Raw genomic sequence first — 26,318 nt, 5'->3', positions numbered from 1 at the left:
TGGGTTCATGGGCAAACTGCGCTCGCGACCCGTCACGTCAGTACTTCTGGCAGCATTCGCCACCGCCGCGGCGCTGGTCATCCCGTCCGCACCGGCCGCCGCCGCACCGGCTGATCCGGTCGCAGCCGCGGCTCAGGTCGAGCCAGCGGTAGCGCGGATCGACACCGTCGTCGACTACCAGCAGGCGTACGGCATCGGCACGGGCATCGTGCTGTCGCCGGGTGGCGAGGTGCTCACCAACTACCACGTCGTCCAAGGCGCGAACTCGATCAACGCCACGGTCGCCGGTCAGTCTTTCGCGGCCGACCTGGTGGGGTACGACCGGCGCAACGACATCGCGGTGCTGCAGTTGCGCGGGGCAGGCGGGCTGCCCGTCGCACCGATCGGCGATTCCCGCGCCCTCGCCGAAGGGGAACCCGTCGTCGCGCTCGGCAATGCCCATGGCACCGGCGCCCCGCTCACCCGCGAGGTCGGCACCGTCACGGCCTTCGGCCGCACGGTCAACGCCGAGGACGAGCTGACCGGAAGCACCGACGAACTCAACGGACTGTTCGAATTCGCCGCGCCGGTTCGCGCCGGTGATTCCGGTGGCCCGGTGGTCAACAGCGCCGGGCAGGTGGTCGGCATGACGACGGCCGCGTCGGTGAACTTCCGGATGGGGCCGGGCGGCAAGGGGTTCGCGATCCCGATCAACGATGCGATGGCCGTCGCAGGCCAGATCCGCTCCCGCACCCCGTCCGATCTCGTGCACATCGGACCTCCGACCCTCCTCGGCGTCGGGGTCCGCACCGCACCGCGCCAGAACGCCGGCGTGATCATCCAGGACGTGCTGCGCGGCGGCCCGGCCGAGGCCGCCGGCCTGATGCCCGGCGACACCCTCACCGTGATCGACGGCACGCCGCTCGACTCGGCCCGCACCCTCACGCTCGTGCTGGACCGGCGCTACCCCGGTGACGTCATCGACCTCACCTGGCTGGACCGCTCCGGGCAGGAACGCACCGGCAAGGCCACGCTGGCCGCCGGGCCGTAGGAGCGCGCCCTACAGCTGCATCCGCAATTGCAGCGCGAGCACCTTCGAATACGTGCGGCACATCTGGAAGTTCCCCGCGGAGAACCACAGACCCGGTTGTGCGGTCGGGCGCCACATGTTTCGCAGCTCGCCCTCGTCGTCGTAACCCCACACCGGCCCGATCGCATCGGCGACGGCGTCGCCCATGAGCCGGCGTACGTTCTCCTGCTGGCCGTGGAATCCGGTGGCCAGGATGACCGCATCGGCTGCCAGCACCGAGCCGTCACGCATCGCCACCCCGCCCGCGACAAAGCGGTCGATGTCGGCGTTCTGGACCAAGCCGATCTCGCCGGAGATCAGGAGGTCCGAGCAACCCACGTTCAGGTAGTACCCGCCACCGCGGCGCATGAACTTCATCTGCTGACCGGTGTCATCGTGGCCGTAGTCCGTGCGGAATCCGATGCGCTCCAGGCCCGCGATGAGCTCCTTGTCGAACTCTCGGATCCGTTCCGTCATCTGCTGGCTGCCGGTGACCAGATCGGGATAGGGCACCGAAAGCCCGATCAGATCCGAATCTTCGAGCGTCGGCGCGGTCAGATACGACTCGTCGACGGCTGCCGCGCTCGGATCGATGCTGACCACGGTCGTCGAACTCCGCTGCACCATGGTCACCCGGGCACCGTTGGCGTGCAGATCCTGCGCGACATCGTGAGCGCTGTTGCCGGTTCCGATCACCACGACGTGTTTGCCGGTGTACCTGGCGGCGTCGGTGTAACTGCTGGAGTGCAGCACATCTCCGGTGAACTCATCGAGACCAGGGACCTCGGGCACGTATGGGATGCCGCTGACACCGGTCGCGAGGACGATATGGCGCGGATGGACGACGCGTGTCTCGCCGTCGCTGCGCTGGATTCGTGCCGTCCACACACCGGTGTGCTCATCGAACTCTGCGCCGGTGAAGCGCGACCCGCCCCAGAAGTTGATTTCCATTGCGTCGACGTATGTTTCGAACCAGCCGGCGAGCTTGTCCTTGGGCACGAACACCGGCCATGTCTGCGGGAACGGCAGATACGGCATGTCGTTGAGCCAGATCGCGTTGTGCAGCGTCAGCGCATGGTATCGATTGCGCCAGTTGTCGCCCGGGCGTTCATGGGTGTCGATCACGAGGGCATCGACGTCGAGCTGCCCGAGACGGGCGGCGAGCGCCAGCCCGGTCTGACCGCCGCCGACGATCAGCACTTGCGGATCGTGGTCGAGGTACGAGCGTGCCGCGATGCGGCGGTCCAGCCAGTTGGGTCCGCCGAATTTCGACGAATCAGCCTGGCCGGTAGGGCGATTGGCACCGATTCGTTCGGGGTGGTCGCTGAGGCCGTCGAGCATCGTGAACAGGTTCCGCGCCCGGTGGACACCGTCGGCGGTCGGGACGAGACGTACCACGCCGATGCCCGAGCCGATCGGCAGGTCGAACGCGACGATCGCTTCGATGCAGTCCTGACCGTTGCGCTCGACGACGCGTGGTTCCACGTGGCCGGGCGCGATGCGAAAGTTCGCGGCGGCGGTGGTTGCCTGCCGTTCCGTCAGCTCGGCGGCGATGCGTCCGGCCGAAAATGTGCGTAGGTCACCGGTGAAGGCGACGATGTCGCGCCACAGACAGCCGACATCGAAGAGGTCCTCGGATTCGATCGATCCGAGCGTCAGTGCGGCGTCGAACCGCGACAGCCAGTTGGCGGCGATCTCGTGGCAATCCAGCGCCTCGTCGACAGTGGTGGTCATATCTATCGTGCCTCCGTGTATCAGGGTATGAAGTTGAGCGCCCGCAGCGTGGCGAAGTTCTCGATGAAGCTCTGATGGGTGTCGAGGCAGCCGCCGAACCCGGCCTGCCGGATCTTGATGGTGCTCTGCACCATGTCGCCGTCGTTGCCGAACCAGTCGTCGACGAACGGCCAGGACACTGCGCGGTCGAGCGAAAGAGGCAGAAGGCCGTGCTGGGTGACGATCCGGTTCCAGACGGCGGCCTTGTCGGCCATCTGCTCTTGTAACGACATCGGTTGCGGCGGAGCGGTGTCCATGCCGAAGTCCGCGGCGATCTCCGCCCACAGGTGCTGCCACCGGAAATGGTCGCCGTTGGTGACGTTGAAGATCTCGTTCTCGGCGGACGACGCCTCGAGCGCCCACAGCGTGGCGTCGGCGACCACACGGGCGTCGGTTGCCTGGTGCAGTGCCGTCCAGGCCCCATTGGTGCCGGGGAACCGAAGCGGCACCCCAAGGTGTTTGCAGATGGTCGCGTACACCGCAACGCCGGTCAGCATGTTCATCGGAGATCCGAGACTCGGTCCGATGACGGCATCGGGGCGCAGCACCGTCCACGAATAGCCATGCCGTTCCGCGTGTTCGACGAGCAGATCCTCTTGGTCGTTGTAGAAGATCGGGCCGAGAAACCGAGGATCGGATTCCTTGGCCGGGGTCTTGTATCCACCCAGATGCTCTCCGTACGACTTGCCACCACCGATCAGCACAACCCGTCGCACCGGATGTGCGGCCAAACCGTCGAGCAGATTCGCGAGCATGGTCACGTTGGGTGCGATCGTCTCGGCCATCGTCGGCTTCTCGATGTAGGCGGCGAAAACGACGCTGTCGATATCCGCTCGGGTCGACAACGCGGTCACCGTGGAGTCGCGGTCGAGCAGGTCCACGGTGATGTGCTCGCCGAGCACGCCGCCGTTGTGTGACACCGGCCCGCGCCGGGCGACCGTGACGATATCGCGGCCCTGTTCGGCCGCTGCCCGTGCCACCGCGCCACCGATGACTCCATGTGCTCCGACGATCATTATCTTTCTCACGCAGCCTCCTTCGCGGCACCGCGTGTGCGTAGCCGGTCCAGCGCGACAGCGAGGACGATCACGACGCCTTGAATGATCTGCTGGTAGAACGACGAGACGTCCAGCAGCGTCATGCCGTTGATCAGGACGCCGATGATGGCCGCGCCGATCAGGGTGCCGACAAGGGAACCGCGTCCGCCCATCAGCGACGTGCCGCCCAGCACGACGGCGGCGATGGCCGACAGTTCATAGCCGGCGCCGAGGTCGGGGACCGCACTCTGCAGCCGGGCGGATGCGATCACACCGCCGATCGCGGCGCAGAGGCCCGAGATGATATACACACTCACCAGCACGCGCTTGACCGGGATTCCGGCCAACCGGGCGGCTTCGGCGTTCCCGCCGACCGCGGTCACCCAGCGACCGAACACCGTGCGGTTCAGCACGTACCAACCGCTCCCGAACACGGCGACCATGATGAGCACGGGAATCGGGATGCCGAGCAGCGAGCCGTGTCCCAACCGCGCATAGTTCAGGGTGGTGGAGAACATCGTCGTGCCATCGGTGCCGACATAGGTGATGCCGCGCAGGTACGTCAGCGCAGCCAAGGTGACGATGAACGACGCGAGCCCCACCCATGCGACCAGCAGACCGTTGACCGCACCGATCACGACACCTGTGAGCACCGCACCGAGGATCGCAAGCGCCGCCGGAAAGCCGTTGAGCGCCAGCGCCACCCCGACGAAAGCCGTCACACCGACAGCCGATCCCACCGAGAGGTCGATGCCTGCGGTGATGATCACGAACGTCAGCCCGGCGCCGAGGATCGCGGTGACCGAGATCTGCCGTGCGACGTCGAGCAGGTTGTCCGGTGTGGCGAAATTCGGTGCCACGACTGCGAACAGAAGCACCAGCGCGATCAGCGCCCCGGCCACTCCGAGACGGTCTGCGGCCGACAGCATTCCGCTGCGCAACCGGCCTACGGTATTCGCCGGACGGGCTGTGGTCGGCGGTGGCGCATAGTCGAGGGTCATGACTGTACCTCCATGGGCTTCGCAACGCTGCCCGTCGCGTGTCGTATCACGTTGTGTTCGTTGGCTTCTGTTCCGGACAGCGCAACCACGACGCGGCCCTGGCGCATGACCAGCACCCGGTCGGCCAGGCCGAGAAGCTCCGGCAATTCGGAGGACACCAGGACGATGGCCACGCCGGAGCGGGCCACCTGCTCGATCAGCGCGTAGATGTCGGCCTTGGCGCCGACATCCACCCCACGGGTCGGCTCGTCGAGGATCAGCACTTTCGGCTGCTTGGCCAGACAGCGGGCCAGCAGCACCTTCTGCTGATTGCCACCGGAGAGCTGCCCCACCGGCTGGTCGAGGTCGGTCGATTTCACCCGCATCGCATCGGTGAGCGGTTTGGCCCCGCGTCGTCGACTCGAACGCGTAGTGCGCCCGAAACGCTCACGGCCGCAAGCGGTGCCCAGGCACACATTGTCGGCGATCGACATGTCGAGGAAGAGCCCTTGCGTTTTGCGGCTTTCCGGCAACATCGCGATTCCGGCCGACGCGGCACCGGCGATCCCACGGAGTTCGACGGTTTCGCCGTCGACGGTCACCGAACCACCGGCCGCCCCGTCCACGCCGGCGATGAGCCGGCACAGTTCGCTGCGTCCGGCGCCCACTATCCCGGCGAGGCCGAGAACCTCGCCGCGGTGCACGTCGAAGTCGGCGGCGCCGATCGACGCGGAGCACAGTCCGCGCACCTGGAGCCGGACGTTGTCGGGGTCAGCGGCGGTCGCTTGGCTGAACAGATTCTGGACCGGCCTGCCGACCATCGAGGTGACGATCCGATCCTCGGTCATCTCGTCGGCCAGCATGTGGTCGGTCACGGTGCCGTCGCGCAGAACTGTGACTTCGTCTGCGATCCGGGCGATCTCCTCCATCCGGTGGCTGATGTAGAGAATGGCCAGGCCACTATCGCGAAGCTCGGCCACGATCTGTAGCAGCCGGTCGGCCTCGCGTTGCGAGAGCGCCGCGGTCGGTTCGTCGAGGATCAGCAGCCGGGGTTGTTCGGCCAGGGCGCGTCCGATCTCGACGAGCTGCTGTTCACCGGAGGTCAGCGTCGCAACCCGCGCGCCCGAGTCGATGTTCGCGCCGATGAGGGCGAGCGCCGCGGTGGCATCCCCGGTCGCTCGTCGCCGGTCCAGGCGTGCCCCGCGCCGCCGCGGCTCGCGACCGAGCACGATGTTGTCGGCGACCGTCAGCTCGGGGACGAGGCTGAGTTCCTGGTGGACGACGGCAACCCCGCGCGCCCGGGCGTCGCGGGGCCCGGCGAGCTCGACGGGCTGCCCGTCGATGAGAACACGACCGCTGTCACTGCGCTGCGCGCCCGACAGAATTTTGATCAATGTGGATTTGCCTGCACCGTTCTCCCCCGCCAGCACATGCACCCGGCCGGGTAGCAGCTTCAGCGACACGTCGCGCAACACCGTGTTGGCGTTGTAGGACTTGGCGATGCCGTCGAGCTCGGCGATTGGTTGAGCCACGTTGGTCAACCCCACTTCTGATAGTCGCCGATGGTCTCCGCGGTGACCAAGAAGGTGGGAATGCGTTGCGGCTCCGAACTGACCTGCTCGCCGTTGGCGAGCTTGACCGCGAGGTCCAGGCCGGTCTGCCCGAGCTTGGCGGGATCCTGCCCCGAAGTGCCTATGATGTGCCCCTGCCCGATCAGATCGGTGAGCTGTTGCGCGCCGTCCACGCCGACCACCTTGACCGCGCTGCCCTTTTGTTGTGCGGCCAGCGAGATGCCAACGGCGGTGGGATCATTCACCCCGAAGAAGCCCTGGATGTCGGGATGAGCGGTGAGGATGTTGCTGGCGACGTTCATCGACTTGTCGCGGGTCAGATCGGCCCGCTGGGTGGCAACGATCTCGATCCCGGGTGTCTTCTCGATGGCCTGCCGGCATCCGTCCATCCGGTCGCTGATCGCCGAGACCGCTGAACCATCGACGATCGCGACCTTGCCTTTGCCGCCGAGCTGGTCGAATAGATAGGCACAGGAATCGCGGCCGGCCTGCACGTTGTCACTGGTCACCGTCGCCGCGGCACCCGGGGCGGCCACATCGATCGCCACCACCGGAATGTTCGCCTGCGTTGCCCGGAGCACTGCCGGACCGACGCCGTCGGAGTCGACGGCGTCGACGATGATCGAGTCGACTTTCTTCCGGATGAACGTGTCGATCTGATCGCTCTGCACGGCGACATCGGCGTTGGCGTATTGCACGGAGACCTCCACGCCGGCTTCGGCCGCCGCCTCCTCGATGGCCTTGCCCTCGGCGAGGAAGAACGGATTGGACGCGGCGTTGAGTGTGACGCCGATGGTGGGCTTGCCCGAATCGGCTTCGGTGGCGCATCCGGCGAGCACCGCGACTGCCGTCACGCTCACACCGAGTAAGGCTGTAATGCGTTGAATCTTCATGGGGTTCCTTGTTTGGGCGAGGGTGGATTCAGATGACGGGCGTGACGCCGCCGTCGACGCTGAAGTTCGAACCGGAGATGAATGCGGCGTCGTCGGTGGCGAGGTAGGTGACCATCGAGGCGACTTCGTCGACCGTGCCGAGCCGGCCGACCGGGATGCGGTTGAGTTCGACGTATTTCTGCAGCGCCGTCTCCTTGTCGACCCCGAATTCCTCGGCAAGCGAGTCGGCCAAGCCACCCGGCCGGTCGTAGATCGGTGACCGGATGAACGCCGGCGACACGACATTTGACCGGATTCCTTGCGAAGTGAACTCGGCGGCAAGCACTTTCGAGAGCATCAGCACGCCCGACTTCGAGACGCTGTAGTCCGGCAACCGTGGGTTCGGCATGCGGGCGGCCTCACTGGCCACATGGATCAGCACGCCGCCGCCCGTGCGCTCCAGCGCCGGGATCGCCGCACGGGCGGCACGGATGTAGCCGAGCAGGTTGAGCTCGAGCGTGCGCTGCCAGTCCTCGTCGGTGGTCGCGAGAAAGCCTTGGCGCACCGGCGCGATCGACGCGTTGTTTACCAGGATGTCGAGCCTGCCGAACGCGTCGAGCGCGGCCTGAACCATCGCGTCGGCATCCTCCGGGTGCCGCAGATCCACGCGCGCTTCGCGGACCCTCTCGCCTCCGATGCCTGCCAGGCCGCCGGTATCGATGTCGGCGCCCAACACGCATGCGCCCGCGGCGTGAAACGCGCGCACGCACGCCAGTCCGATGCCGCCGCCTGCACCCGTGACGACGGCGACCTTGCCGTCGAGCCCACCACTCACCATCCACCTCCACTGCTTGTGACTGCAGACACAGTCTCACACAGCAGACATGTTGTCTAGTGAGTGATAAAAACTCAACCGAAGTTGGCGAGACCCTCGCTTGCGAGTTCAGCGCCGAGTGCCTCGGAGATCTCCCTGCCACCGCGGATGAGCTCCTCGCGCCATGCCGTCGAGGAGCCACCCAGGATCGATTCCCGAATGCCACTGATCGACAAGGCACCGCGGATCTGGCCGCGATAGTCGGTGATCGGCACGCCGATCGCGGCGACGCCCACTGTCACGTCCTGGTCGCTGACGGCGAGTCCATCGTCGCGAGTGCGCGTCAGTACCGCCCGCAGCTCAGCCGGCTCAACCGGCGTGGAATCGGTGAACCGCTGCAACGGTGCATTGCGCTCGATGTAGGCGTCCCATTGAGCTTCGGGGAGATGGGCGAGGATCGCGCGCGGCGCGGCGCCGGCGTGCAGCGGCAGCGCACCGCCCAGCTGCAGGGCCAGTGATCGCACGCGCATGCCCTCGATCCGCTCGATGCAGACCGCGTCGTCTTTGCGTGGCACGCACAGGAACACGGTTTCTCCCGTGAGGTCATGCAGCCGTTCCATGACAGGCAGCGCGAACTTGCGCTCATCGAAACGCGACACCGCGGCTGTGGCGAGCGACAGCAGCTTGAACCCCAGCCGGTACTGACCGCGGCGGCTGCCCGCTTCGACGAATCCCTCGGTCTGCAGGCTGGAGAGCAGGCGATAGATGGAACTACGGGGTTCGTTGATGGCATCGGCAATGTCGGCGGCCGAGGACTCCCCGCGGGACAGGTAGTCCAGGAGGTCGGAGACCTTCCGCACCAGCATCAACGAGTTCTCAGCGGGTTTATCCGTCGGCATGACCCAAATTTATCGCTCAGTGGACAACGCGACCAATAGCTGCTTATTTCCACTCACTGGACAGTAAGTCCATTGACTGATAATTTTCTGCAGCATGTTGCCTGAAACACTCACACCGCCTGACGCCGAGCTGGTCGAACGCATCCGGAATCGGGCGCGCTTCGCCCGGTTGGAGACCGTTCGGCTCATCTCGATCGCCAAAACCGGCCATTACGCATCCGGCTTCTCGTGCGCCGAGATCCTCGCGACGCTCTACTACGGCGTCATGCGGCTACGCCGTGGCGAACCGGATTGGCCACAGCGTGACCGGTTCCTGTTCGGCAAGGGTCACGCCGCAGCCACGCTGTACCCGCTGCTGGCCGATTGGGATTTCTTCCCGGCGGCAGAGCTCGACGAGTACACCCGCCTCGGCAATGCGTTCGGCGACCATCCGGATATGACCCGGATACCCGGCATCGACTTCAGCAGCGGCTCGCTCGGGCACGCACTGTCGACCGGCACCGGCATCGCGCTCGGCACCCGGATGCAGAAGCTGCCGTCGAACGTCTACGTTTTGCTCGGCGACGGAGAACTGCACGAGGGCCAGATCTGGGAAGCGGCACTGGCCGCCGCCCACCACAAGGTCTCGAATCTGATCGCGATCGTCGACCGCAACGAGCATTCCCTCGACGGGCACATCGACGGCGTCACCGGCATCGAACCGCTGGCGGACAAATGGCGCGCTTTCGGCTGGGAGGTGCACGACGTCGACGGACACGATGTACCCGAGCTGCTGAACCTGCTGCGCACCGTCAGCAACGACCCGGTCCGTACTCAGCCCGTCGTGGTCATCGCCCACACCGTCAAGGGCAAGGGCATCTCCTATATGGAAAGCGAGTTCGGCTGGCATCTCGGCTGGCTGGCCGAACAGGACGAACTCAACGCCATCCAAGAGCTATCGGAAGATTCGAGGAACAACCTGTGAGCGTCGCACCCGGGCTGCAGCCCGAATCCTGGCATCTACTCTCACTTCTGGAGCGCGCGCCGGGTCTGCACGCGCTGGCCGACACGCTGTCGGACCTCGCCGACGAAGGGCACCCGATAGTCGTCGGCACCGCCGACCTCAAATACTCCAACGGGCTGGTGCGATTCCAGGAGCGCCACCCCGACAAGTACGTGCAATTCGGCATCTCCGAACAGCACATGGTCTCCACCGCGGCGGGGTTGGCGACCACGGGCCTGCAACCGTACGTCGCCACGTTCGCGTCGTTCATGGCATTGCTTGCCTGCGAACAGATCCGCACCGACGTGGCCTACACCAAGCAGCGGGTACGGCTCATCGGTCACCACGCCGGCATCACCCTCGGCTTCTACGGCACGTCACACCACGCGACGGAAGATCTCGCGATCACGCGCAGTATCGCGGGCCTGACCGTCATCGCCCCCGCCGACGCGACCCAGCTGAGTTGGGCGTTGCGAGCCGCGGCGACGTATCCCGGCCCGATCTATTTCCGCATCGGTCGCGGCCAGGACCCCGACGTCTACCGCCGCGGCGACGCGAGCTACGAGATCGGTCGGGCCATCGAACACTCCACTGGCACGGACCTCACCATCATCGCGACCGGTTCCATGCTCCACCCGAGCCTGCAGGCCGCAGAAGAGCTTCGCGGACAGGGCATTTCGGTCGGCGTGCTCGACATGCACACCGTCAAGCCGCTGGACGAGGTCGCAGTCCTGGCTGCCGCGAATCGGTCGGCCGTCATCCTCACTGTCGAGGAACACAACGTGCTCGGCGGTCTCGGTGGGGCGGTCGCGGAAGTCGTCGCGGCCGCCGGATTGCCGACGCGGGTCGTGCGCCACGGCATCGACGACGAGTACGCCCTGATCGGGCCGCCCACGCATCTGTACCGGCACTACGGCCTCGACACCGATGGAGTGGTTAGAGCAGCACAGGCGGCTGTGAAGGTTTGACCTGTTCCAATCAATCGCCCCGGTGACCGGCTCGCTACGCGCCGTTCGCCGGGGCCATCGCGGTTGAGGACGCATACAGATTGGTCAGCGCGTGGACCAACGGGGCCAGTTCGGGGACCTCGGTCGCGCGGGCCAGCGATGCCTCCAGGGTGACATCGTGCGTCCGACGGGCGGAGTCAAGTAATTCACGGCCGGCGACCGTGAGCTCGGTGTAGATCCCACGCCGGTCGTCAGCGCAGATAATCCTCGTCAGTAAGCCACGTTCTTCGAGCCGATTGACCAGGCGGGTAGTGGCGCTACTGCTGAGAGCTGCGGCGCGGCTGAGTTGAGACATCCGCATGTGCCAACCGTCCTGCCTACTCAAGGCATCGAGAACGGTGTACTCCACCACCGAGAGTTCATGCCCGCGCTGCAGTGCGCGCTCCAAGTCGGCATCAAGGGCGCCGTGCAATGCCGCAAGCGTCCGCCAGCCTTGAGCTCGAACCTCTACGGCGTCATCGGCAATCCCCACGCCACAACTCCCCTTGCATCGAATACGTCACACGTTACCAGCTTGCGCGGATAACAGGCGCATGCAACATTATTTACCAGGCGTGTGCAACTAGTGCAGACGCCTGCAATCAGCTCACGCTGTAATTTGTCGAAGGGAAACGTCTGCCATGCCATTGGGTCTGCTCGCCCTCGCACTTGGCGGGTTCGGGATCGGTCTCACCGAATTCGTCATCATGGGACTACTGCCGGAGGTGGCCGCCGATTTCGCGGTCAGCGAGGCGACCGCCGGCCGCCTCATCTCCGGCTATGCGCTCGCGGTGGCAATCGGAGCCGTCGTGGTGACCGCGGCCGTCACCCGCTTCGACCGCAAACGCGTCCTACTTGGATTGATGGTGCTCTTCATCGCCGGAAATCTGATGTCGGCGCTTGCCGGGACCTACGAGGTAATGCTCGGCGGACGCATCGTCGCAGCCCTATGTCACGGCGCCTTCTTCGGGATCGGTTCGGTTGTCGCGGCAGACCTGGTTCCCGAAAACAAGCGCGCAAGTGCGATCGCGATGATGTTCGCAGGCCTGACGATCGCCAATGTGCTCGGCGTGCCATTGGGGACGTTCCTGGGTCAGCAGCTGGGCTGGCGCTCGACGTTCTGGGCAATCACCATCATCGGCGCCATCACGATGGTCGGCATTGCGGTACTCGTACCAGACATCAAGCGTGACAACTACGGCGGTCTGCGCGGTGAATTCGGCGCCTTCCGACACCCACAAGTGTGGCTGTCGGCGGCCATCACGATCCTGGGCTTCGGCGGCATGTTCGGCGCCTTCACCTATATCGCCTACACGCTCACCGAGGTCAGTGGCTTCGCGACATCGAGCGTTCCCTGGCTGCTGACCTTGTTCGGGCTGGGCTTGCTCGTCGGAAACACGTTCGGCGCCAAGGCAGCCGACCGTGCGCTCACCGCGACGCTGATCTGGGTCCTGGTGCTGTTGACCGTCATTCTTGTCGGATTCGCCGCCACCGCTCAGTACAAGGGCGCGACCGTCTTCGCAGTGTTTCTGATGGGCGTCTTCGGATTCGCCTCGGTCCCCGGCCTACAGATGCGCATCATGAACTACGCGCCCGACGCACCCACGCTGGCTTCAGGCGCGAACATCGCGGGGTTCAACTTGGGCAACGCCCTCGGTGCCTGGCTCGGCGGTCTGACCATCACTGCGGGATTCGGCTATACCTCCCCTATTTGGATGGGCGCTATTGTCACCGTCGTAGGTTTGGTCGTGCTGCTGGGCGCCACCGCACTCGATCGCACCGGGGCGACGCATGCCGAAGGGACGTGCCCGGCCGCCATGGGATCGACGGCTGCCTGACTACGCTCGATCCGTGGTCACACTGGACCGGCTGATCAACGTGCTGGGTGGCTATGGCGTCCACCTGCAGTACTGCTCGACGTCGCGGTCGACGGAGTTGCGCAGCGTCGTGATGCACGAACCGGGCCAGGTGATCGGTGACGTCCTGCTCGCAGTCGGTGCCGCCTCCGCGGCCGAGGCGATCGAATGGGCGGCGGCGGCTCGGGCCGTGGTCGTGCTGGTTCGCAGCGATGCCGAACCCGACGACGGGACCGTACCCGGTGAACCGGATCGCATCGCCGTCATGGCGGTGGATCCGGAAGTGTCGTGGAGTGACCTCGCGGCCGTGGTCTACGGCCTCGTGCTCGAAGGCCGGGAAACCGAATCCGGCCGGGGCCCAACGGATTTGTTCGCACTGGCCGACAGTCTCGCCGAGGCGGTCGGTGGCGCGGTGACCATCGAGGACCGGCATTCGGCCGTGTTGGCGTACTCGCGGCTGCAGCAGCACGCCGACCCGGCGCGGGCCGAGACGATCCTCAGCCGCCAGGCACCCGAGCGGCTGCGGGCGGTCTTCGCCGAGCGCGGCGTGTTCCGGCACCTCGCCGAATCGGACGATCCCATGTTCGTCGACGGCGATGCCGACCATGGCCTGACCGGGCGGATGGTGGTGGCCGCCCGCGCCGGCCGGGAACTGCTGGGGTCGGTGTGGGTGGCATCGGCCGAACCGCTGCGCGACGGACGCCGCGACGCACTCGCCGACGGTGCCCGCATGGTCGCCATGCATCTGCTGCGCTCGCGAGCAAGCGCCGATTTGGAGCGACAAGTCGAATCCGAACTGGTGATCCGGCTGCTCGAGGGCGCCGCCGATGCGACGACGGTGGCGAGCAGGTTGGCGTTGCCGCAGACGCCGCTGCGGGTGATCGCGCTGCGGGCCCACACCACCGATGAACGGCACGCCGCACTGCTGCTGGCCTTCGAGCGGGCCACGGCCGGGTTCGGGTGGTCGCGCCCCGGCCGTAGCGCGCTCGCGGGCAACACCGTCTACACCGTCCTGCCCGGCGCCGAGCCCGCGGCGGCCAGAGCCTGGGCGGCTGGATTGCGCGCCGCACTGCCCGAACCGGTCACGGTCCTCGCCGGGGTCAGCGGCCCGGCGACGGTAGCCGAACTGGTGCTGGCCCGTCGCGAGGCCGACGAATGCCTGGCGCTGCACGAGGTGCGACGCGGTGGCGCCGTCCCGGTCTACGACGAGGCCTGGGACGACATCCTCCTGCAGCGGCTCCGCATCGCCGCGCAGTCGGGCCGCGCACCCAAGCGCGGCCCGGTGGCCGAACTGCGCGAACACGACCGGGCCAACGGCACCCACTATGCGCACACGCTGCGGGCCTGGTTGGAGGCGCAAGGCGACCTCGCCGAAGCGGGCCGGGAGTTGGGCGTGCACGAGAACACCGTGCGTTACCGGCTCCGCAAGATGGCCGAAGTGACGACCCTCGATCTGGACGATGCCCGCAAACGGCTCGCGATGATGATCGAACTGGCCGCCAGCGAGGATTTGTCGTAAACCGACAAGTCACCTCGCTCTGATTGTCGACCGGGCGCAAACGGTCCGGCGACGATCGCCCGCACCATGGAAGTTCAGACAACTTCGGGTGTGGAGGTGGCGTCATGGTCGGCGTCGATCGGATTGACGGCGGACCGCGTTCGGCGATCGTCGTGGGTGCGGGCATCGTCGGCTTGTCGACTGCGTGGTTCCTGCAGGAGCGCGGGGTCGAGGTGACCGTGGTCGATCGCACCGGCGTGGCCGCGGGTGCGTCGTGGGGCAACGCGGGCTGGGTGTCGCCGACGCTCACGATCCCGCTCAACGATCCCGGTGTGCTGCGGTACGGCCTGCGTTCACTGCTCAGCCCGACGGCTCCGCTGCACATCCCGGTCACGGCCGATGTCGGGCTGTGGTCCTTCCTGACGCGGTTCGCCTTGAACTGCCGGCTCTCCTCGTGGAACCGCGCGGCCAAGGCCAACCTTCCGCTCAACGAGGAATGCCTCGAGGCTTACGACGTCCTGACCGCCAACGGCGTGGCGGTGCCCACCACCGACGGGCCGATCACGGCACTGTTCGAGAACGCTCAGCGGGCCGAACATCTGATGACCGAACTGCGCCGGATGGCCGCCATCGGCCAGACGGTGACGGTGACCGGCCTCTCCGGAGATGCGCTGCGCGAACAGGTTCCGCTCGCCTCCCACGCCATCACCGCGGGGATCAACATCGAAGGCCAGCGCTACGTCGATCCCGGCCGGTTCGTCCATGGGCTCGCGGATTCCGTTGCCGCGCGGGGCGCGACGATCCGCACGGGCGAGGTCACCGACGTCGAGCCGTCCGGTGCCGGTGTCCGGGTGCACCTGCGAGGTGAGTCGCTGCATGCGGACGCCGTCGTCGTCGCCACCGGGGCGTGGCTGTCGCGCCTCGTGGGCCGGTGGGTGCGCACCCCGGTGCGGGCCGGACGTGGCTATTCGTTCACCGTGCCCGTCGACCGTCCCGTGCCGGCACCGATGTATCTGCCCGACGTGCGGGTCGCCTGCACGCCGTATCAGGGTCAGCTCCGGATCGCAGGCACGATGGAGTTCCGCGCACCGGATGAGCCGCTGCAGCTTGCCCGCGTCGGTGCGATCGTCGCATCGACCGCCCCGCTGCTCGACGGTGTGCGCTGGGATGAGCGCACCGACGTCTGGGTGGGGCCGCGGCCGGTCACGCCCGACGGGCGGCCGTTGATCGGCGAGGTGGCCCGTGGCGTCTATGTCGCAGGCGGACACGGGATGTGGGGCCTGGCGCATGGCCCGGTCACGGGACGACTGTTGGCCGAATACCTCACCACCGGCAAACAACCCGAAATGTTGCGCGAATTCAACCCGCTCCGTTAGGGATTCACACGCCACGCCCGCAACGGGCACACCCGTCGTCGGGGGCGGTGCACAGTCCCGCCCCTGACGACAACCATCCTGCACCATAGGAGGACCAGAAATGACTACGAGCCAACGCATTTGGATGTCACCGCAAGCAAATGAGCGGCTCCAGGAGGAGTTGAGCACCCTGCGCGACCTCATCGCGACGGAGGCCGCCCAGGACTCCGATGAGAACCAGGTGGCGATCCAGCGCGCCCGCCAGGCCCGCATCCAGCACATCCATGACCTGCTGCTCAACGCCGTCGTGGGTGAGGACCCGCCCGACGACGGAATCGCCGAACCCGGCATGGTCTTGACCGTGCGCTACGACGAGACCGGCGAGACCGAGACCTTCCTGCTCGGTGTTCGCGGCGCCGAATACGCCGACATGGAGGTCTATTCGGTGCAATCCCCGTTGGGCAGCGCCATCGTCGGCGCCCGCCCCGGCGAACAGCGCACGTACGAGGCGCCCAGCGGTGCTCTGATCGCCGTGACCCTGCTGGCGGCAATGCCTTACGGGCTGCACCAGCCCGCCGATCTCACCGCGTAGCCAGGCCTTCTTCGCCTGGCTGTCCCGGTTCCGGGCGCGACGCGGCCCACGCGCCTTAATCTGATCGGATGGCAGGTGACCGCCGCGGCGCGCCCGGCAGCTTGACCGCCGACGACTGGCTGCAGGCAGGCTACGAACTGCTGGCCACCGACGGCTTGCGGGCGCTCAAGATCGAACGGCTGTGTGAGCAGATCGGGGCGACCCGTGGCAGCTTCTACTGGCACTTCACCGACATGAAGGGTTACCGCTCGGCCCTGGTGGCGTCGTGGAACTCATTCTTGGAGAACGACCGTCGCTCACTGGCAGAGATCGAGCATCTACCGCCGCGCGAGCGGTTGTCGAAGATGATGGAGGCGCTGGTCAGCCCCCAACACTGGACCCTGGAACGCGCGATGCGGGAGTGGGCGCGCTCCGACGATGTGGCCGCGGCCAACATCCGCGCTGCTGACCACCGCGTGCTCGTCGCGGTGAGCAAGGCCTACCTCGACTACGGCTTCAGCCCCGAGGAAGCACGACTGCGCGCCGAGTCGACCTTCGCGGCAGGAATCGGGATGCTGCACTTGATCGACTCCACGGCCCAGCTCGCGACGTCCGACCGCCACGAGCGTTTCCTGGATTTGATGTTGGGGACCACCGGGCGGACCGGTTCTCAGCCCTCGGGCGCGTAGCGGGATAGATCAGCACGGCTCCGCTCCCGCAGTGACGACGTCGCCGCGTCCGACAGACCCAACACCCGCATGCACGCGTCCGCGACGTGGTGCGGCAGTTCGGACCGCTGTGGGCCGGGCGGCATGGACCACATGTTGACCAACGACTCCACCAAGCGGAACGGCAGGTCGGCTGCGGCCTCGTGCACACCCGTATCGGCGGCGATGACCTGGCTGAGCGCGAGGTAGTGCCGCCGCAGGCGCTCACGATCGGTCCAGAAGGTCGAAAGCCGCGCTTCGCGCAGTTCGGGTTGCAAGTACAGCGCGCCCAGGTTCCAACGGCCACTCAGGAGTTGACGACCGTCGAACACCGCGAGCGCATGCAGATGCTCGGCGTCGGACAACATCGGTTCGGCCGACCGTAGAGCCGGGATGAACGCCAACGTCGGTTGCACCGTCTGGCTCAGCAATGCGCACAGGATGTCGTCTTTTGTCTTGAAGTAGTGGTAGAGCGAGGCCTGACGAATACCCACCGCCTCCGCGATCGTCCGCGTCGAGGTTCGGGTATAGCCCAACGTTGTGAACAGTTCCCCTGCGGCGTCGAGTATTTCGTCGCGGGCCGTGGAGCCGGGCCGACGTTGGGTGATCAGCCGCGGACGCCCCGGACGAGTGATCGCCATTGCCCCATCGTGCCTACGGTGCCCGTGAAACTCCAAGGCCGACGGTATCTGTCACGCGACAGAAACATGCGACATCGACCGGTTACGCGCCGAATTGCATTGGTTACGCCTGCGACACCAACGAGGACGGCGAGCGTTGAAAACTGTCACTCGACAGGCGGTCCTGAGCAGGAGATCGGATGACTGGCACAATCACCGAGGTCAACGCACCACGCGCCAATGACGCAGCAGATTCCGGACCGGTCGCGTCGGTCCACGACCTGCACGTCACGTTCCGCAGGGCCGGCCGCGATGTGAAAGCGCTTCGGGGAGTCTCGGTTGACATCTCGCCCGGCGAAATCCTGGGATTGGTAGGCGAATCCGGCTCGGGTAAGAGCGTTCTCGGCTTCAGCATGCTGGGGCTGCTGCCGTCTGAGGCCGCGACGAGCGGCTCGGTCCGAGTGTGTGAAACCGACATGCTGACCGCTGATTCGACGGCGTTGCGCCGGGTACGCCGGCTGGACCTCGGCGCGATATTCCAGGATCCGATGACGTCGCTGAACCCGACCATGCGCATCGGCAAACAGGTCGCCGAAGCCGCCGGAAGCGTCGAAGCGGCACTCAAACTTCTTGCCTCGGTGGGTATTCCTGATCCTCAACGGCGACTCCGGGCATATCCGCACGAGCTGTCCGGCGGGTTGCGCCAGCGAGTGATGGTAGCCATCGCGGTCGCGGGCAATCCCGATCTGATCATCGCCGACGAACCGACCACCGCGCTCGACGTGACCGTGCAGGCACAAGTGCTGCGGCTGCTGCGGCGCCTGCGCGACGACATCGGCTGCAGCATCGTGCTGATCACCCACGACCTCGGAGTTGCCGCACAGATATCCGACCGGATCGCGGTGCTATACGCTGGTCGGATCGCCGAGATCGGTTATACCGCAGATCTTCTCGACAACCCCGCTCATCCGTACACCCACGGCCTGTTGCGCTCTCGACTGACACTGCAGACACCGCGGCATCGCCCGCTGGTGACTCTGCCCGGCGCGGTGCCGAGTCCGGTCAGCCCGCTGCCAGGCTGCGCATTCGCACCGCGCTGCGACCTGGCCACGCCGACCTGTGAGATCGCTCCTCCTGAGCCGGTCATCGTGGCACCCGACCGGGTCAGCGCGTGCGTGCTGACCCGCGACACCGTGGCAGCGGAATTGGGTGGCCAGTCGGCGAGTTCCGACGCAGCCACTGTCGACGAGAATGAGGCGGCGTTCGGCAAATCCGCCGTCACCGTCCACGACATCACCAAAACCTTCGTCGTCAAACATCGCAGGCGCGATCGCAAGGCCGGCGAGCACGGGAAACTGCAAGCGCTGCGCGGGGTTTCATTGACGGTCGGCATCGGCGAATCGGTTGCCCTCGTCGGTGAGAGCGGGTCGGGCAAGTCGACCTTGCTGCGCGTGATCGCTGGATTGGAGAAGCCGACCACAGGATCGGTCAAGCTGGCGGACACCCGACGTCCGCAGATGGTGTTTCAGGACGCCGGTGCGTCGTTGACCCCGTGGCTATCGGTCGGTGAGCTGATCGCCGAGCGGTTGCGCGAAAGGTCCACATCGCGCAGCGCACGGCAGACCGCGGTTGCCGAGGTGCTGGAGCGCGTGGGGTTACCCGCAGACATCGCGAAATCCCGGGCCGGCCAGTTGTCTGGAGGACAGCGACAACGGGTGTCGCTGGCCCGTGCCACGGTCGTGCCGCCCTCGGTCCTGTTGTGCGATGAGCCGACCAGCGCACTCGACGTGTCGCTGGCCGCGTCGGTGCTGAACCTGATCGGCGAGCTGCGCCAAACACTCGAAATGTCAGTTGTTTTCGTGACCCATGACCTCTCGGTCGCCCGCGTGGTCGCCGACCGCATCGCCGTCATGTACCTGGGCCGAATCGTCGAGATCGGTCCGGCCGACGATGTGGTCAACCGGCCCGCCCATCCGTACACCCGAGCGCTCGTGGATTCCATCCCCGACCTCGGCCGTGACTCACCGGTCCTGGCCGGTGAACCGGCCAGCCCGCTGACACCGCCGGTTGGCTGTGCGTTTCATCCGCGCTGCCCGATCGCGGTGACCACCTGTGCAGACCATCACCTCGACGTCCGGCTGGAGGGATCGCCCGGCCAGCCGCACCAGGTGGCATGCATCGAACGGAAGGCGAGCTGATGGCCATCGCGTTGCCTGCCGGCACCTTGCTCCGCACCGGACGCCGAAGGTGGGCTATGCCGAGCAGTCCTGCCGGACTGAAGGATTGGGTGGCGCTGTCGGCGGTCGGGGTGGTGACCGTGATGGCGCTCGCCGTACCTCTGATCGCACCCCACGATCCCCTGCTCCCGGTAGGAATGCCGCTGCAGGCGCCCGGCACGCACGGTTTCGTGCTGGGCAGCGACAGCGTCGGCCGCGACATCCTGTCGCGGGTGCTGTACGGCGCACGGGCCAGTTGGTTCGCGGCCCTGGTGGTGGTCGCGGTCGGATTGGTCATCGGCGGGCTGGTTGGCCTGATCGCCGGCTCGGTGGGCGGTTGGGTCGACGGGCTGCTCATGCGGATCACAGACGCGTTCCTGTCGCTGCCCGCACCGGTACTCGCCATCGCCGTGGTCGCCGCACTCGGACCTGGTTTCGTCCACACGCTGATCGCGGTGTCGATCGTGTGGTGGCCGTTCTACGCGCGGCTCGTCCGCGGCGAAGTGGCCCGGCTTGCTGCCCGGCCGCACGTGGAGGCAGCGAAGCTGGCCGGAGTCAAGCCTTTTCGGTTGGCACGCCGCCACCTGCTGCCCGGCGCGGTTCCGAATGCGCTCGTGGCCGCGAGCCTCGACATCGGCACCCTCATCCTCACCCTGGCCTCCCTGTCGTTTCTCGGGCTCGGACAAGCAGCGCCGGCACCCGAGCTCGGCGCCGACACCGGGCGCAATCTGACGTATTTCCTGCAGCAGTGGTGGGTTCCGGTCATGCCGGGCGTCGGTGTGCTGGTGCTGGCGCTGATCGCCAATCTGGCCGGCGACGGCCTCCGTAACCTGATGAAGACCAGTTAGGGGCGCGCAATGAGAAACTTCATTTTGTCCCGGCTGGCCGCGATGGTGGCGATACTGGTCGCGCTGACCGCGGTGATGTTCGTATTGCAGCACATTTCGCCGCTCGACCCGGTCAAGGCTCAGCTCGGCGCCAACTCCTCGGCGGAAGCCGTCGCAGCCAGGCGCCAGGCACTCGGCCTCGACCAGCCGCTGATCAATCAGTTCTGGCACTACCTCACCGGAGCCGTGCAAGGCGATCTCGGCACTTCCTACCGGACCAGGCACTCCGTCAGCAGCGACCTCGGTTCCTTCTTCCCGGCGACCCTCGAACTCGCGCTGTCGGGTATCGCATTGGCGCTCATTCTTGCCGCGTTGCTCGCGTTCGGGACCACACTGAAATGGCCTGGCTCAGGCGTACTGCGAGCGGTGTTGTTCACCGGGGCGTCGGCGCCGATGTTCCTGCTCGGGATCGTCGGTCTGATCGTCTTCTATCAGCAGCTGGGCTGGGTGCCCGCCAACGGGCGGATCGGTGTGGCGAACCCACCCGCCGGGCCGACCGGAATGCTGACCGTGGACGGTCTGCTCGCCGGGCGATTCGACGTCGTCATCGATGCGGCACACCATTTGATCCTGCCCGCGGCCGTGCTCGCGGTCGGCCCCGCAGTGGCGATCGGCCGAGTGCTTCGATCGAGCCTGCTGAGCGACGCCAACAGTGACTATGCCCGGACCGCAAGGGCCAAAGGGCTTTCCGAGACCAGGGTCATGGTCGGACATGTGCTGCGGAACTGTGTGGGCGCGGCGTTGTCGATGACGGGACTGCAGGTGGGCTTGATGTTCGCCGGTGTGCTCGTCATCGAGCAGGTGTTCGGTTGGCCGGGTATCGGCCAGTACATCGCGCAGAGCATTCCGGTCGCGGATTTCCCCGCCATCGCTGGGGTGACGCTCATGCTCGGTGTCCTCTACGTCGTCATCAACACCGCTGTCGACCTGTTACAGGCCGCAGCGGACCCGCGTATCGCAATAACAGGAGGTTAGGTGCCAACACAGCCCTTGATCGTCGGCAACCCGGTGTTCGTCGTCGTAGACATGCAGGAGTCAGGTGACATGCCGGTCGAGGCCGTCGGCATTCCGCACATGCCCGGGTACAGCGAGCGGATCGACCGGACGGGGCAATTGCTCACGGCCGCGCGCGCAGCAGGCATTCCGATCGTGTTCTTCCAAGAAGTGCACCGCCCCAGCGGTATCGATTTCGGGCGCGAACTCGACGGCACGGAGGGCGTCCACTGCGTAGAGGGCAGGCCGGGCACCGCACTGCATCCGGCGCTATTGCCCGAGCCCGGTGAGTTTCACATCGTCAAGCGACGCTACTCGGGGTTCATCGGCACCGATTTCGAGATCGTGCTCAGTGGCCTGCGCGCCTCGACACTCATCCTCGTCGGTGGGCTCACCGACGTGTGTGTGCACTACACGTTCGCCGACGCGCACCAGCGCGACTACTACGTGCGGGTGGTATCGGACTGCGTGGGCGGCTCTTCGCAGTACCGGCACGACGCGGCGTTGGACGCCATGGAGTACCTGCAGACCGGAGCCGTCCGCACCAGCGACGAGATTCTCGCCGCCTTCCGAGCACTGGCTGACACCACGACAACCGATCCTGTACTCGAGGGAGCAGCACGATGAGAAGACGACTGGCAGCGCGTCTCAAGACCGTGGCCGCGACAGGTGCCGTCGCGATGCTGACCCTTACAGCGTGTGGCGGTTCGGATTCCAGTGGCGGCGTGCCAAATGCCGCCCCCACCGACAAAGTGTTGCACTTGTCGTTCTTGCAGGATCCTGGGCAGCCGCCAGATCCCGACGTGTACTACGCAGGCCAGGGCCTACTGCTGACGACGAACATCTACGAGGGCCTGTTGCAGTACAAGGGTGGCACCGACAAGCCGGAGCTTGAGCCGCTGCTGGCGACCGAATGGACCGCGTCACCCGACAACAGGGTGTTCACGTTCAAGCTGCGCGAAGGGGTCAAGTTCCACGACGGGACCCCATTCAAATCCGACGCAGTCAAGGCCTCGTTCGATCGCAGGCTGGCAGTCAACGGCGGTCCCGCCTACATGGTCAAAGACATCCAATCCGTCACCACCCAGGGCGATTACGGCGTCACGATCACGCTGAAGGCGCCCAACTCCGAGTTTCTGCCCTATCTTGCGTCGGCCTACGGTCCGCGCATCATGAGCCCAACCGGCCTGCAGAAGAACGCGGGTTCGGACTTCGCGCAGAGCTATCTGACCACGCACGACCTCGGCACTGGCCCCTACACCCTGACCGATGCCCAGGTCGGATCCCATTATTCGATGGCGTCCTTCGGTGAATACTGGGGTCCCAAACCGTATTTCGAGAAGGTCGAGATGCCCGTCATCACCGACACCTCGGCACAGCAGCTGCAGTTCAACAACGGTCAGCTCGCCGCGATCCTGCATGACCTTCCGTCCTCGGCGGTCGAGCAATACCTGAACAACGACAAGTTCTCCCACTACTCGTTGCCGACGATGATGGCGTCGTTCCTCTACGTCAACCCGAACAAGGGAATCATGACCGACCAGTCCACCCGCACTGCCGTGCTCGACGCCATCGATGTCGAGCAGCTGGTCAAGCAGACGTTCTTCGGCCGGGGCAAGGTCGGTGCGCAGATGTATCCGCCCTACGTGCTCGCGTCGGACTTGGGCAAACAGACTCTGACGCATGACCCCTCGGCACTTTCCGAGATTGCCGCGGGGCTGCCTGCCGATCAGAAGACCGTGACCATCGGCTACGACACGAGCAACCCCGACATGCAGCTGATCGGAAATCTGGTGCAGACGCAGCTCGCGGCGGCGGGTCTCACCGCGAAGGTGCAGGGATACCCGACGTCGGAGATCTACGGGTGGATCGGCACGGACATGCAGGCCGCTCCGGAGATCATGGCCAATACGGTGTGGCCGGACGCTCCCTCGCCCTACACATGGGGTCACATCTCCTGGGACAAGGACGGTGGCATCAACTATCTGGGCTGCTCGTCGCCGCGCGTCAGCTCCGCGCTCGCGCAGGGGCTGCCGACGGGTGCCACGCAACCGTACTCCGAGGCGGGCGCGGCGGCCGAGGAGACCGGATGCTGGCTGAACATCGCCGACATCGATGATTTCGTCGTGGCCCAGCCGTGGTTGAAGGGAGTTGAGCAGGCTCATGCGCTGTCCAACCCGAATTCGCTTCGTATCGCCGCACTTTCGGTCGGCTGAGGATGGGTGTCACCGACGGGAAGGTCAGGCGAATCGTCCTGCTGACGCTCGGCTGGGAAGAGCTGCCGAAGTCGGTATCGGTGTACGGATCGGCCCCAGAGCTTCGGATGCGCGAGCCGGTGCCGGGGGTTCTGTTGCAGACCGACGGAGGTTGGGTGCTGCTTGACACCGGATTCAACACGGCGCTCATCCGCGATCCCGCGCTGTATCGGAGGTTCTTCCCGACCGTCGAGTACATCCCGGTGCTTCCGGGTCCTGGGGAACCTGTCGAGCAGTCGTTACTCGACATCGGCGTCGACATCGACGACATCCACACGGTCGCCCTGAGCCATCTGCACCACGACCATGCCGGCGGACTGAAGCTGTTCGCCGGCAAGGTCCCGGTGCACGCTCAGAGACGTGAGTTGGAATACGGGCTGTCCAACCACCCTGAACCCGAACACAATGCGATCAACCGCATCGACTTCGACGATCCGCGCATCGACTGGCAACTCGCTGACGGAGAGGCCGAAATCGCGCCGGGCATCACCGCGATACCGACCTACGGCCACACCCCAGGGCACCAGAGTTTCATGGTGGAACTCGACAAGGCGGTAGGCGGCGACGGATTCGTATTCGCATTCGACGCCGCCGACCTCACCGAGAACATCGAGCACGAACTGGCGATCGGCGGTTACATCGGGGTGCAACCCGAGGAGACGGTGGAACCGATTCGCCGCCTCAAGAAGCTAGCGAAAGAGAAGGGTTACCAACTGATCCCCGGTCATGATCCGCATGTCTGGCCAAAGCTGACGAGCCACTTCCACGAGCGCTTCGGTCCGGTGTCGTGACCCGCGCGCGGATGGCAGACTGCGCCGGGCTATGGCGCCGCACGCTCCTGGTAGACACCGATGGATCAACCGATACCACGTCCCGTGTGCGCTGGCTGCAAGGCATCACCGGCTACGTGGACAGCCGAGGCTTCGCCGGTGTCCTCGAACAGCGCGGGGACGTGTTCGAGTGGCAGCGACTGGTGGCGACCGAACCGTCCGGTTCACCGGACGCAGGCCGGATGAGTTGGGAGGGCAACACTTTGGTCGAGGTCGGCTTACACGCCGACTATATCGAGCATTGGGTACGTGACGAATCGCACGCATCGCCGTGCTGGTCTCTGGTTCTGCAGGCCGATGACGGTCAGACCGCCGTGCTGGTGCGCGTCGGCAACGAATTCGGCTGGGCCGATGGACACCACGCCGTGATCGGCACGACAGGCGGGCAGCAATGGGCCGCACTGGCTCCGCGCCGTTCGGGAGACGAACTGACCATCGACGGCGTGCGGTGGCACGTGAAGATGACTGAAGGAGAAGTAGAACTGTGAGCGGGGCAACGTCTTTCACCGAGGTGCCGATCGTGGACATCAGCGGGCTGCTGTCGGCGGACCGCAGCGAGCAGGGCCGGGTGGCGGCCGAGATCGGTAAGGCCGCACGCGAAGTGGGTTTTTTCTACATATCCGGGACCGGAATGCCAGAGGCACTCTTCGACACCATGCTGTCGGCCGTCAAGGAGTTCTTCGCGCTGCCGATCGAGGAGAAGATGCGCTCCTACATCGGCTTGTCCCGCTGTCACCGCGGGTACGTCCCGGTCGGAGAAGAGGGCCTGGAGACCGGCACGCCGGACTTGAAAGAGGCGTTCGACACCGCACTCGACCTCCCCGCGGACGATCCGGATTACCTGGCAGACAACCCGATGCTGGGACCCAACACATGGCCCGACGTGCCCGGATTCGCCGAGGCCGTCACGGCCTACTACCACGCGGTCCTTGCGGTCGGGCACCGGCTGTTGTGGGCTTTCGCGGTCGCCCTGGGCGAGGACCCTGACACGTTCGCACAGCATGCCACCAAGACACCAAGCCAGCTGCGGCTGATCCACTATCCGTACAACCCCGACGCCGAAGATTCCCAGGGCATCGGCGCGCACACGGACTACGAATGTTTCACCCTGCTCAAACCCACCGCCCCAGGACTGGAGGTCATGAACGGGGCAGGCCAATGGATCGACGTGCCACCGATTCCCGGCACATTCGTGGTCAATATCGGTGACATGCTGGAGTTGTGGACCAACGGAACGTTCGTCGCGACGAGCCATCGGGTCCGGCGAGTCAAGGAGGAGCGATACTCGTTCCCGCTCTTCTTCAACGTCGACTACTTCACAGAAGTGAAACCGTTGCCGCAGTTCGTCACTGAGGGTATGACAACCACCCGGCCCGCACTGCGCGCCGGGGAGCATCTCTTCGCCCAGACCGCACAGACGTTCGCATACCTGCGTGCTCGGATACAGCGCGGTGAGCTCGCGCTGCCCGAGGGTTCGGTGGGTCTCGGCACGTTCGGTCAGCAGGCGCTGCACGCGGGCAGCTGAACGGTTCACTGTCGGCCCTACGACCCGTGCCCGCGACTGCCGC

Annotated in this window: 25 protein-coding genes; 16 read left to right on the top strand and 9 right to left on the bottom strand. The window is 66.0% G+C overall.

The window, feature by feature from the left end; all coding sequences use genetic code 11:
• Positions 1–7 precede the first annotated feature (7 nt).
• A complete protein-coding gene (locus tag AWC31_RS04195; RefSeq protein ID WP_067851673.1) occupies positions 8–1,030 on the top strand; it encodes a S1C family serine protease in 1,023 nt (340 codons plus the stop codon).
• Positions 1,031–1,039: 9 nt separating this feature from the next.
• Here the strand turns inward: AWC31_RS04195 and AWC31_RS04190 are convergent, their stop codons facing one another.
• The 7 genes from AWC31_RS04190 to AWC31_RS04160 all read right to left on the bottom strand — a co-directional run bounded on the left by AWC31_RS04190 (position 1,040) and on the right by AWC31_RS04160 (position 8,994).
• Complete coding sequence (locus tag AWC31_RS04190) at positions 1,040–2,782, bottom strand: flavin-containing monooxygenase (RefSeq protein ID WP_085143000.1); 1,743 nt, start codon at positions 2,780–2,782, stop codon at positions 1,040–1,042.
• A gap of 20 nt (positions 2,783–2,802) precedes the next feature.
• Entirely contained in the window at positions 2,803–3,849 is a 1,047-nt protein-coding gene (locus AWC31_RS04185; RefSeq protein ID WP_234816726.1) for an SDR family oxidoreductase, read from the bottom strand.
• Positions 3,846–4,859 carry an ABC transporter permease subunit gene (locus AWC31_RS04180; RefSeq protein WP_085142997.1) on the bottom strand — a complete coding sequence of 338 codons (1,014 nt, stop codon included), beginning with the start codon at positions 4,857–4,859 and terminating at the stop codon, positions 3,846–3,848. The genes AWC31_RS04185 and AWC31_RS04180 overlap by 4 nt, the downstream gene beginning before the upstream one ends.
• Complete coding sequence (locus tag AWC31_RS04175) at positions 4,856–6,370, bottom strand: sugar ABC transporter ATP-binding protein (RefSeq protein WP_234816725.1); 1,515 nt, start codon at positions 6,368–6,370, stop codon at positions 4,856–4,858. The genes AWC31_RS04180 and AWC31_RS04175 overlap by 4 nt, the downstream gene beginning before the upstream one ends.
• Before the next feature lie 5 nt (positions 6,371–6,375).
• On the bottom strand, positions 6,376–7,269 hold the full coding sequence (locus AWC31_RS04170) for a substrate-binding domain-containing protein (RefSeq protein WP_234816724.1): 894 nt from the start codon (positions 7,267–7,269) through the stop codon (positions 6,376–6,378).
• 61 nt (positions 7,270–7,330) lie between these two features.
• Positions 7,331–8,119: an SDR family NAD(P)-dependent oxidoreductase gene (locus tag AWC31_RS04165; protein ID WP_234816723.1), complete on the bottom strand. Its 789-nt coding sequence runs from the start codon at positions 8,117–8,119 to the stop codon at positions 7,331–7,333.
• 71 nt (positions 8,120–8,190) lie between these two features.
• Positions 8,191–8,994, bottom strand: coding sequence for an IclR family transcriptional regulator (locus AWC31_RS04160; protein WP_234816722.1), 804 nt, complete (start codon positions 8,992–8,994; stop codon positions 8,191–8,193).
• A 94-nt stretch (positions 8,995–9,088) separates the two neighbouring features.
• Between AWC31_RS04160 and AWC31_RS04155 the strand changes: the two genes are divergently transcribed.
• Positions 9,089–9,958 carry a transketolase gene (locus AWC31_RS04155; protein WP_085142991.1) on the top strand — a complete coding sequence of 290 codons (870 nt, stop codon included), beginning with the start codon at positions 9,089–9,091 and terminating at the stop codon, positions 9,956–9,958.
• The gene (locus AWC31_RS04150) at positions 9,955–10,944 is read left to right on the top strand and encodes a transketolase family protein (protein ID WP_085142989.1); all 990 of its coding nucleotides are present in this window, start codon (positions 9,955–9,957) and stop codon (positions 10,942–10,944) included. Before AWC31_RS04155 ends, AWC31_RS04150 begins: the two co-directional genes overlap by 4 nt.
• Before the next feature lie 34 nt (positions 10,945–10,978).
• Here AWC31_RS04150 and AWC31_RS04145 read toward each other — a convergent pair whose 3' ends face one another.
• Positions 10,979–11,455, bottom strand: a complete 477-nt coding sequence (locus tag AWC31_RS04145; protein ID WP_085142987.1) for a MarR family winged helix-turn-helix transcriptional regulator — start codon at positions 11,453–11,455, stop codon at positions 10,979–10,981.
• A gap of 148 nt (positions 11,456–11,603) precedes the next feature.
• On the opposite strand from AWC31_RS04145, the gene AWC31_RS04140 reads away from it, so the two are divergent.
• From AWC31_RS04140 to AWC31_RS04120, 5 genes are all read left to right on the top strand, one after another.
• Positions 11,604–12,800, top strand: coding sequence for an MFS transporter (locus tag AWC31_RS04140; RefSeq protein WP_085142985.1), 1,197 nt, complete (start codon positions 11,604–11,606; stop codon positions 12,798–12,800).
• Positions 12,801–12,813: 13 nt separating this feature from the next.
• Positions 12,814–14,337: a PucR family transcriptional regulator gene (locus tag AWC31_RS04135; protein WP_085142983.1), complete on the top strand. Its 1,524-nt coding sequence runs from the start codon at positions 12,814–12,816 to the stop codon at positions 14,335–14,337.
• A gap of 104 nt (positions 14,338–14,441) precedes the next feature.
• Positions 14,442–15,692, top strand: a complete 1,251-nt coding sequence (locus AWC31_RS04130; protein WP_085142981.1) for an NAD(P)/FAD-dependent oxidoreductase — start codon at positions 14,442–14,444, stop codon at positions 15,690–15,692.
• A 100-nt stretch (positions 15,693–15,792) separates the two neighbouring features.
• Positions 15,793–16,263, top strand: coding sequence for a GreA/GreB family elongation factor (locus tag AWC31_RS04125; protein ID WP_085142979.1), 471 nt, complete (start codon positions 15,793–15,795; stop codon positions 16,261–16,263).
• Between the two features lie 68 nt (positions 16,264–16,331).
• Positions 16,332–16,931, top strand: a complete 600-nt coding sequence (locus AWC31_RS04120; protein ID WP_085142977.1) for a TetR/AcrR family transcriptional regulator — start codon at positions 16,332–16,334, stop codon at positions 16,929–16,931.
• Here AWC31_RS04120 and AWC31_RS04115 read toward each other — a convergent pair.
• Positions 16,913–17,590 carry a TetR/AcrR family transcriptional regulator gene (locus tag AWC31_RS04115; protein ID WP_085142975.1) on the bottom strand — a complete coding sequence of 226 codons (678 nt, stop codon included), beginning with the start codon at positions 17,588–17,590 and terminating at the stop codon, positions 16,913–16,915. The two genes, AWC31_RS04120 and AWC31_RS04115, sit on opposite strands and share 19 nt — an antisense overlap.
• A 179-nt stretch (positions 17,591–17,769) precedes the next feature.
• Between AWC31_RS04115 and AWC31_RS04110 the strand changes: the two genes are divergently transcribed.
• The 8 genes from AWC31_RS04110 (at position 17,770) to AWC31_RS04075 (ending at position 26,275) form a co-directional block, all read left to right on the top strand.
• Positions 17,770–19,767, top strand: coding sequence for a dipeptide ABC transporter ATP-binding protein (locus AWC31_RS04110; RefSeq protein ID WP_085142973.1), 1,998 nt, complete (start codon positions 17,770–17,772; stop codon positions 19,765–19,767).
• Positions 19,767–20,633, top strand: coding sequence for an ABC transporter permease (locus AWC31_RS04105; protein ID WP_085142971.1), 867 nt, complete (start codon positions 19,767–19,769; stop codon positions 20,631–20,633). The genes AWC31_RS04110 and AWC31_RS04105 overlap by 1 nt, the downstream gene beginning before the upstream one ends.
• A 9-nt stretch (positions 20,634–20,642) precedes the next feature.
• Positions 20,643–21,647, top strand: a complete 1,005-nt coding sequence (locus tag AWC31_RS04100; protein ID WP_085142969.1) for an ABC transporter permease — start codon at positions 20,643–20,645, stop codon at positions 21,645–21,647.
• Complete coding sequence (locus tag AWC31_RS04095; RefSeq protein ID WP_085142967.1) at positions 21,648–22,292, top strand: cysteine hydrolase family protein; 645 nt, start codon at positions 21,648–21,650, stop codon at positions 22,290–22,292.
• Positions 22,289–23,881: an ABC transporter substrate-binding protein gene (locus tag AWC31_RS04090; RefSeq protein ID WP_085142965.1), complete on the top strand. Its 1,593-nt coding sequence runs from the start codon at positions 22,289–22,291 to the stop codon at positions 23,879–23,881. Before AWC31_RS04095 ends, AWC31_RS04090 begins: the two co-directional genes overlap by 4 nt.
• Before the next feature lie 2 nt (positions 23,882–23,883).
• On the top strand, positions 23,884–24,711 hold the full coding sequence (locus AWC31_RS04085; RefSeq protein WP_085142964.1) for an N-acyl homoserine lactonase family protein: 828 nt from the start codon (positions 23,884–23,886) through the stop codon (positions 24,709–24,711).
• An 86-nt stretch (positions 24,712–24,797) separates the two neighbouring features.
• Entirely contained in the window at positions 24,798–25,238 is a 441-nt protein-coding gene (locus AWC31_RS04080; protein ID WP_234816720.1) for a hypothetical protein, read from the top strand.
• Positions 25,235–26,275, top strand: coding sequence for an isopenicillin N synthase family dioxygenase (locus tag AWC31_RS04075; RefSeq protein ID WP_085142960.1), 1,041 nt, complete (start codon positions 25,235–25,237; stop codon positions 26,273–26,275). The genes AWC31_RS04080 and AWC31_RS04075 overlap by 4 nt, the downstream gene beginning before the upstream one ends.
• Positions 26,276–26,318: the final 43 nt, after the last annotated feature.

The sequence above is a fragment of the Mycolicibacterium wolinskyi genome, assembly GCF_002101965.1.
Taxonomy (GTDB): Bacteria; Actinomycetota; Actinomycetes; order Mycobacteriales; family Mycobacteriaceae; genus Mycobacterium; species Mycobacterium wolinskyi.
This window is presented reverse-complemented; position numbering and strand designations above follow the sequence as displayed.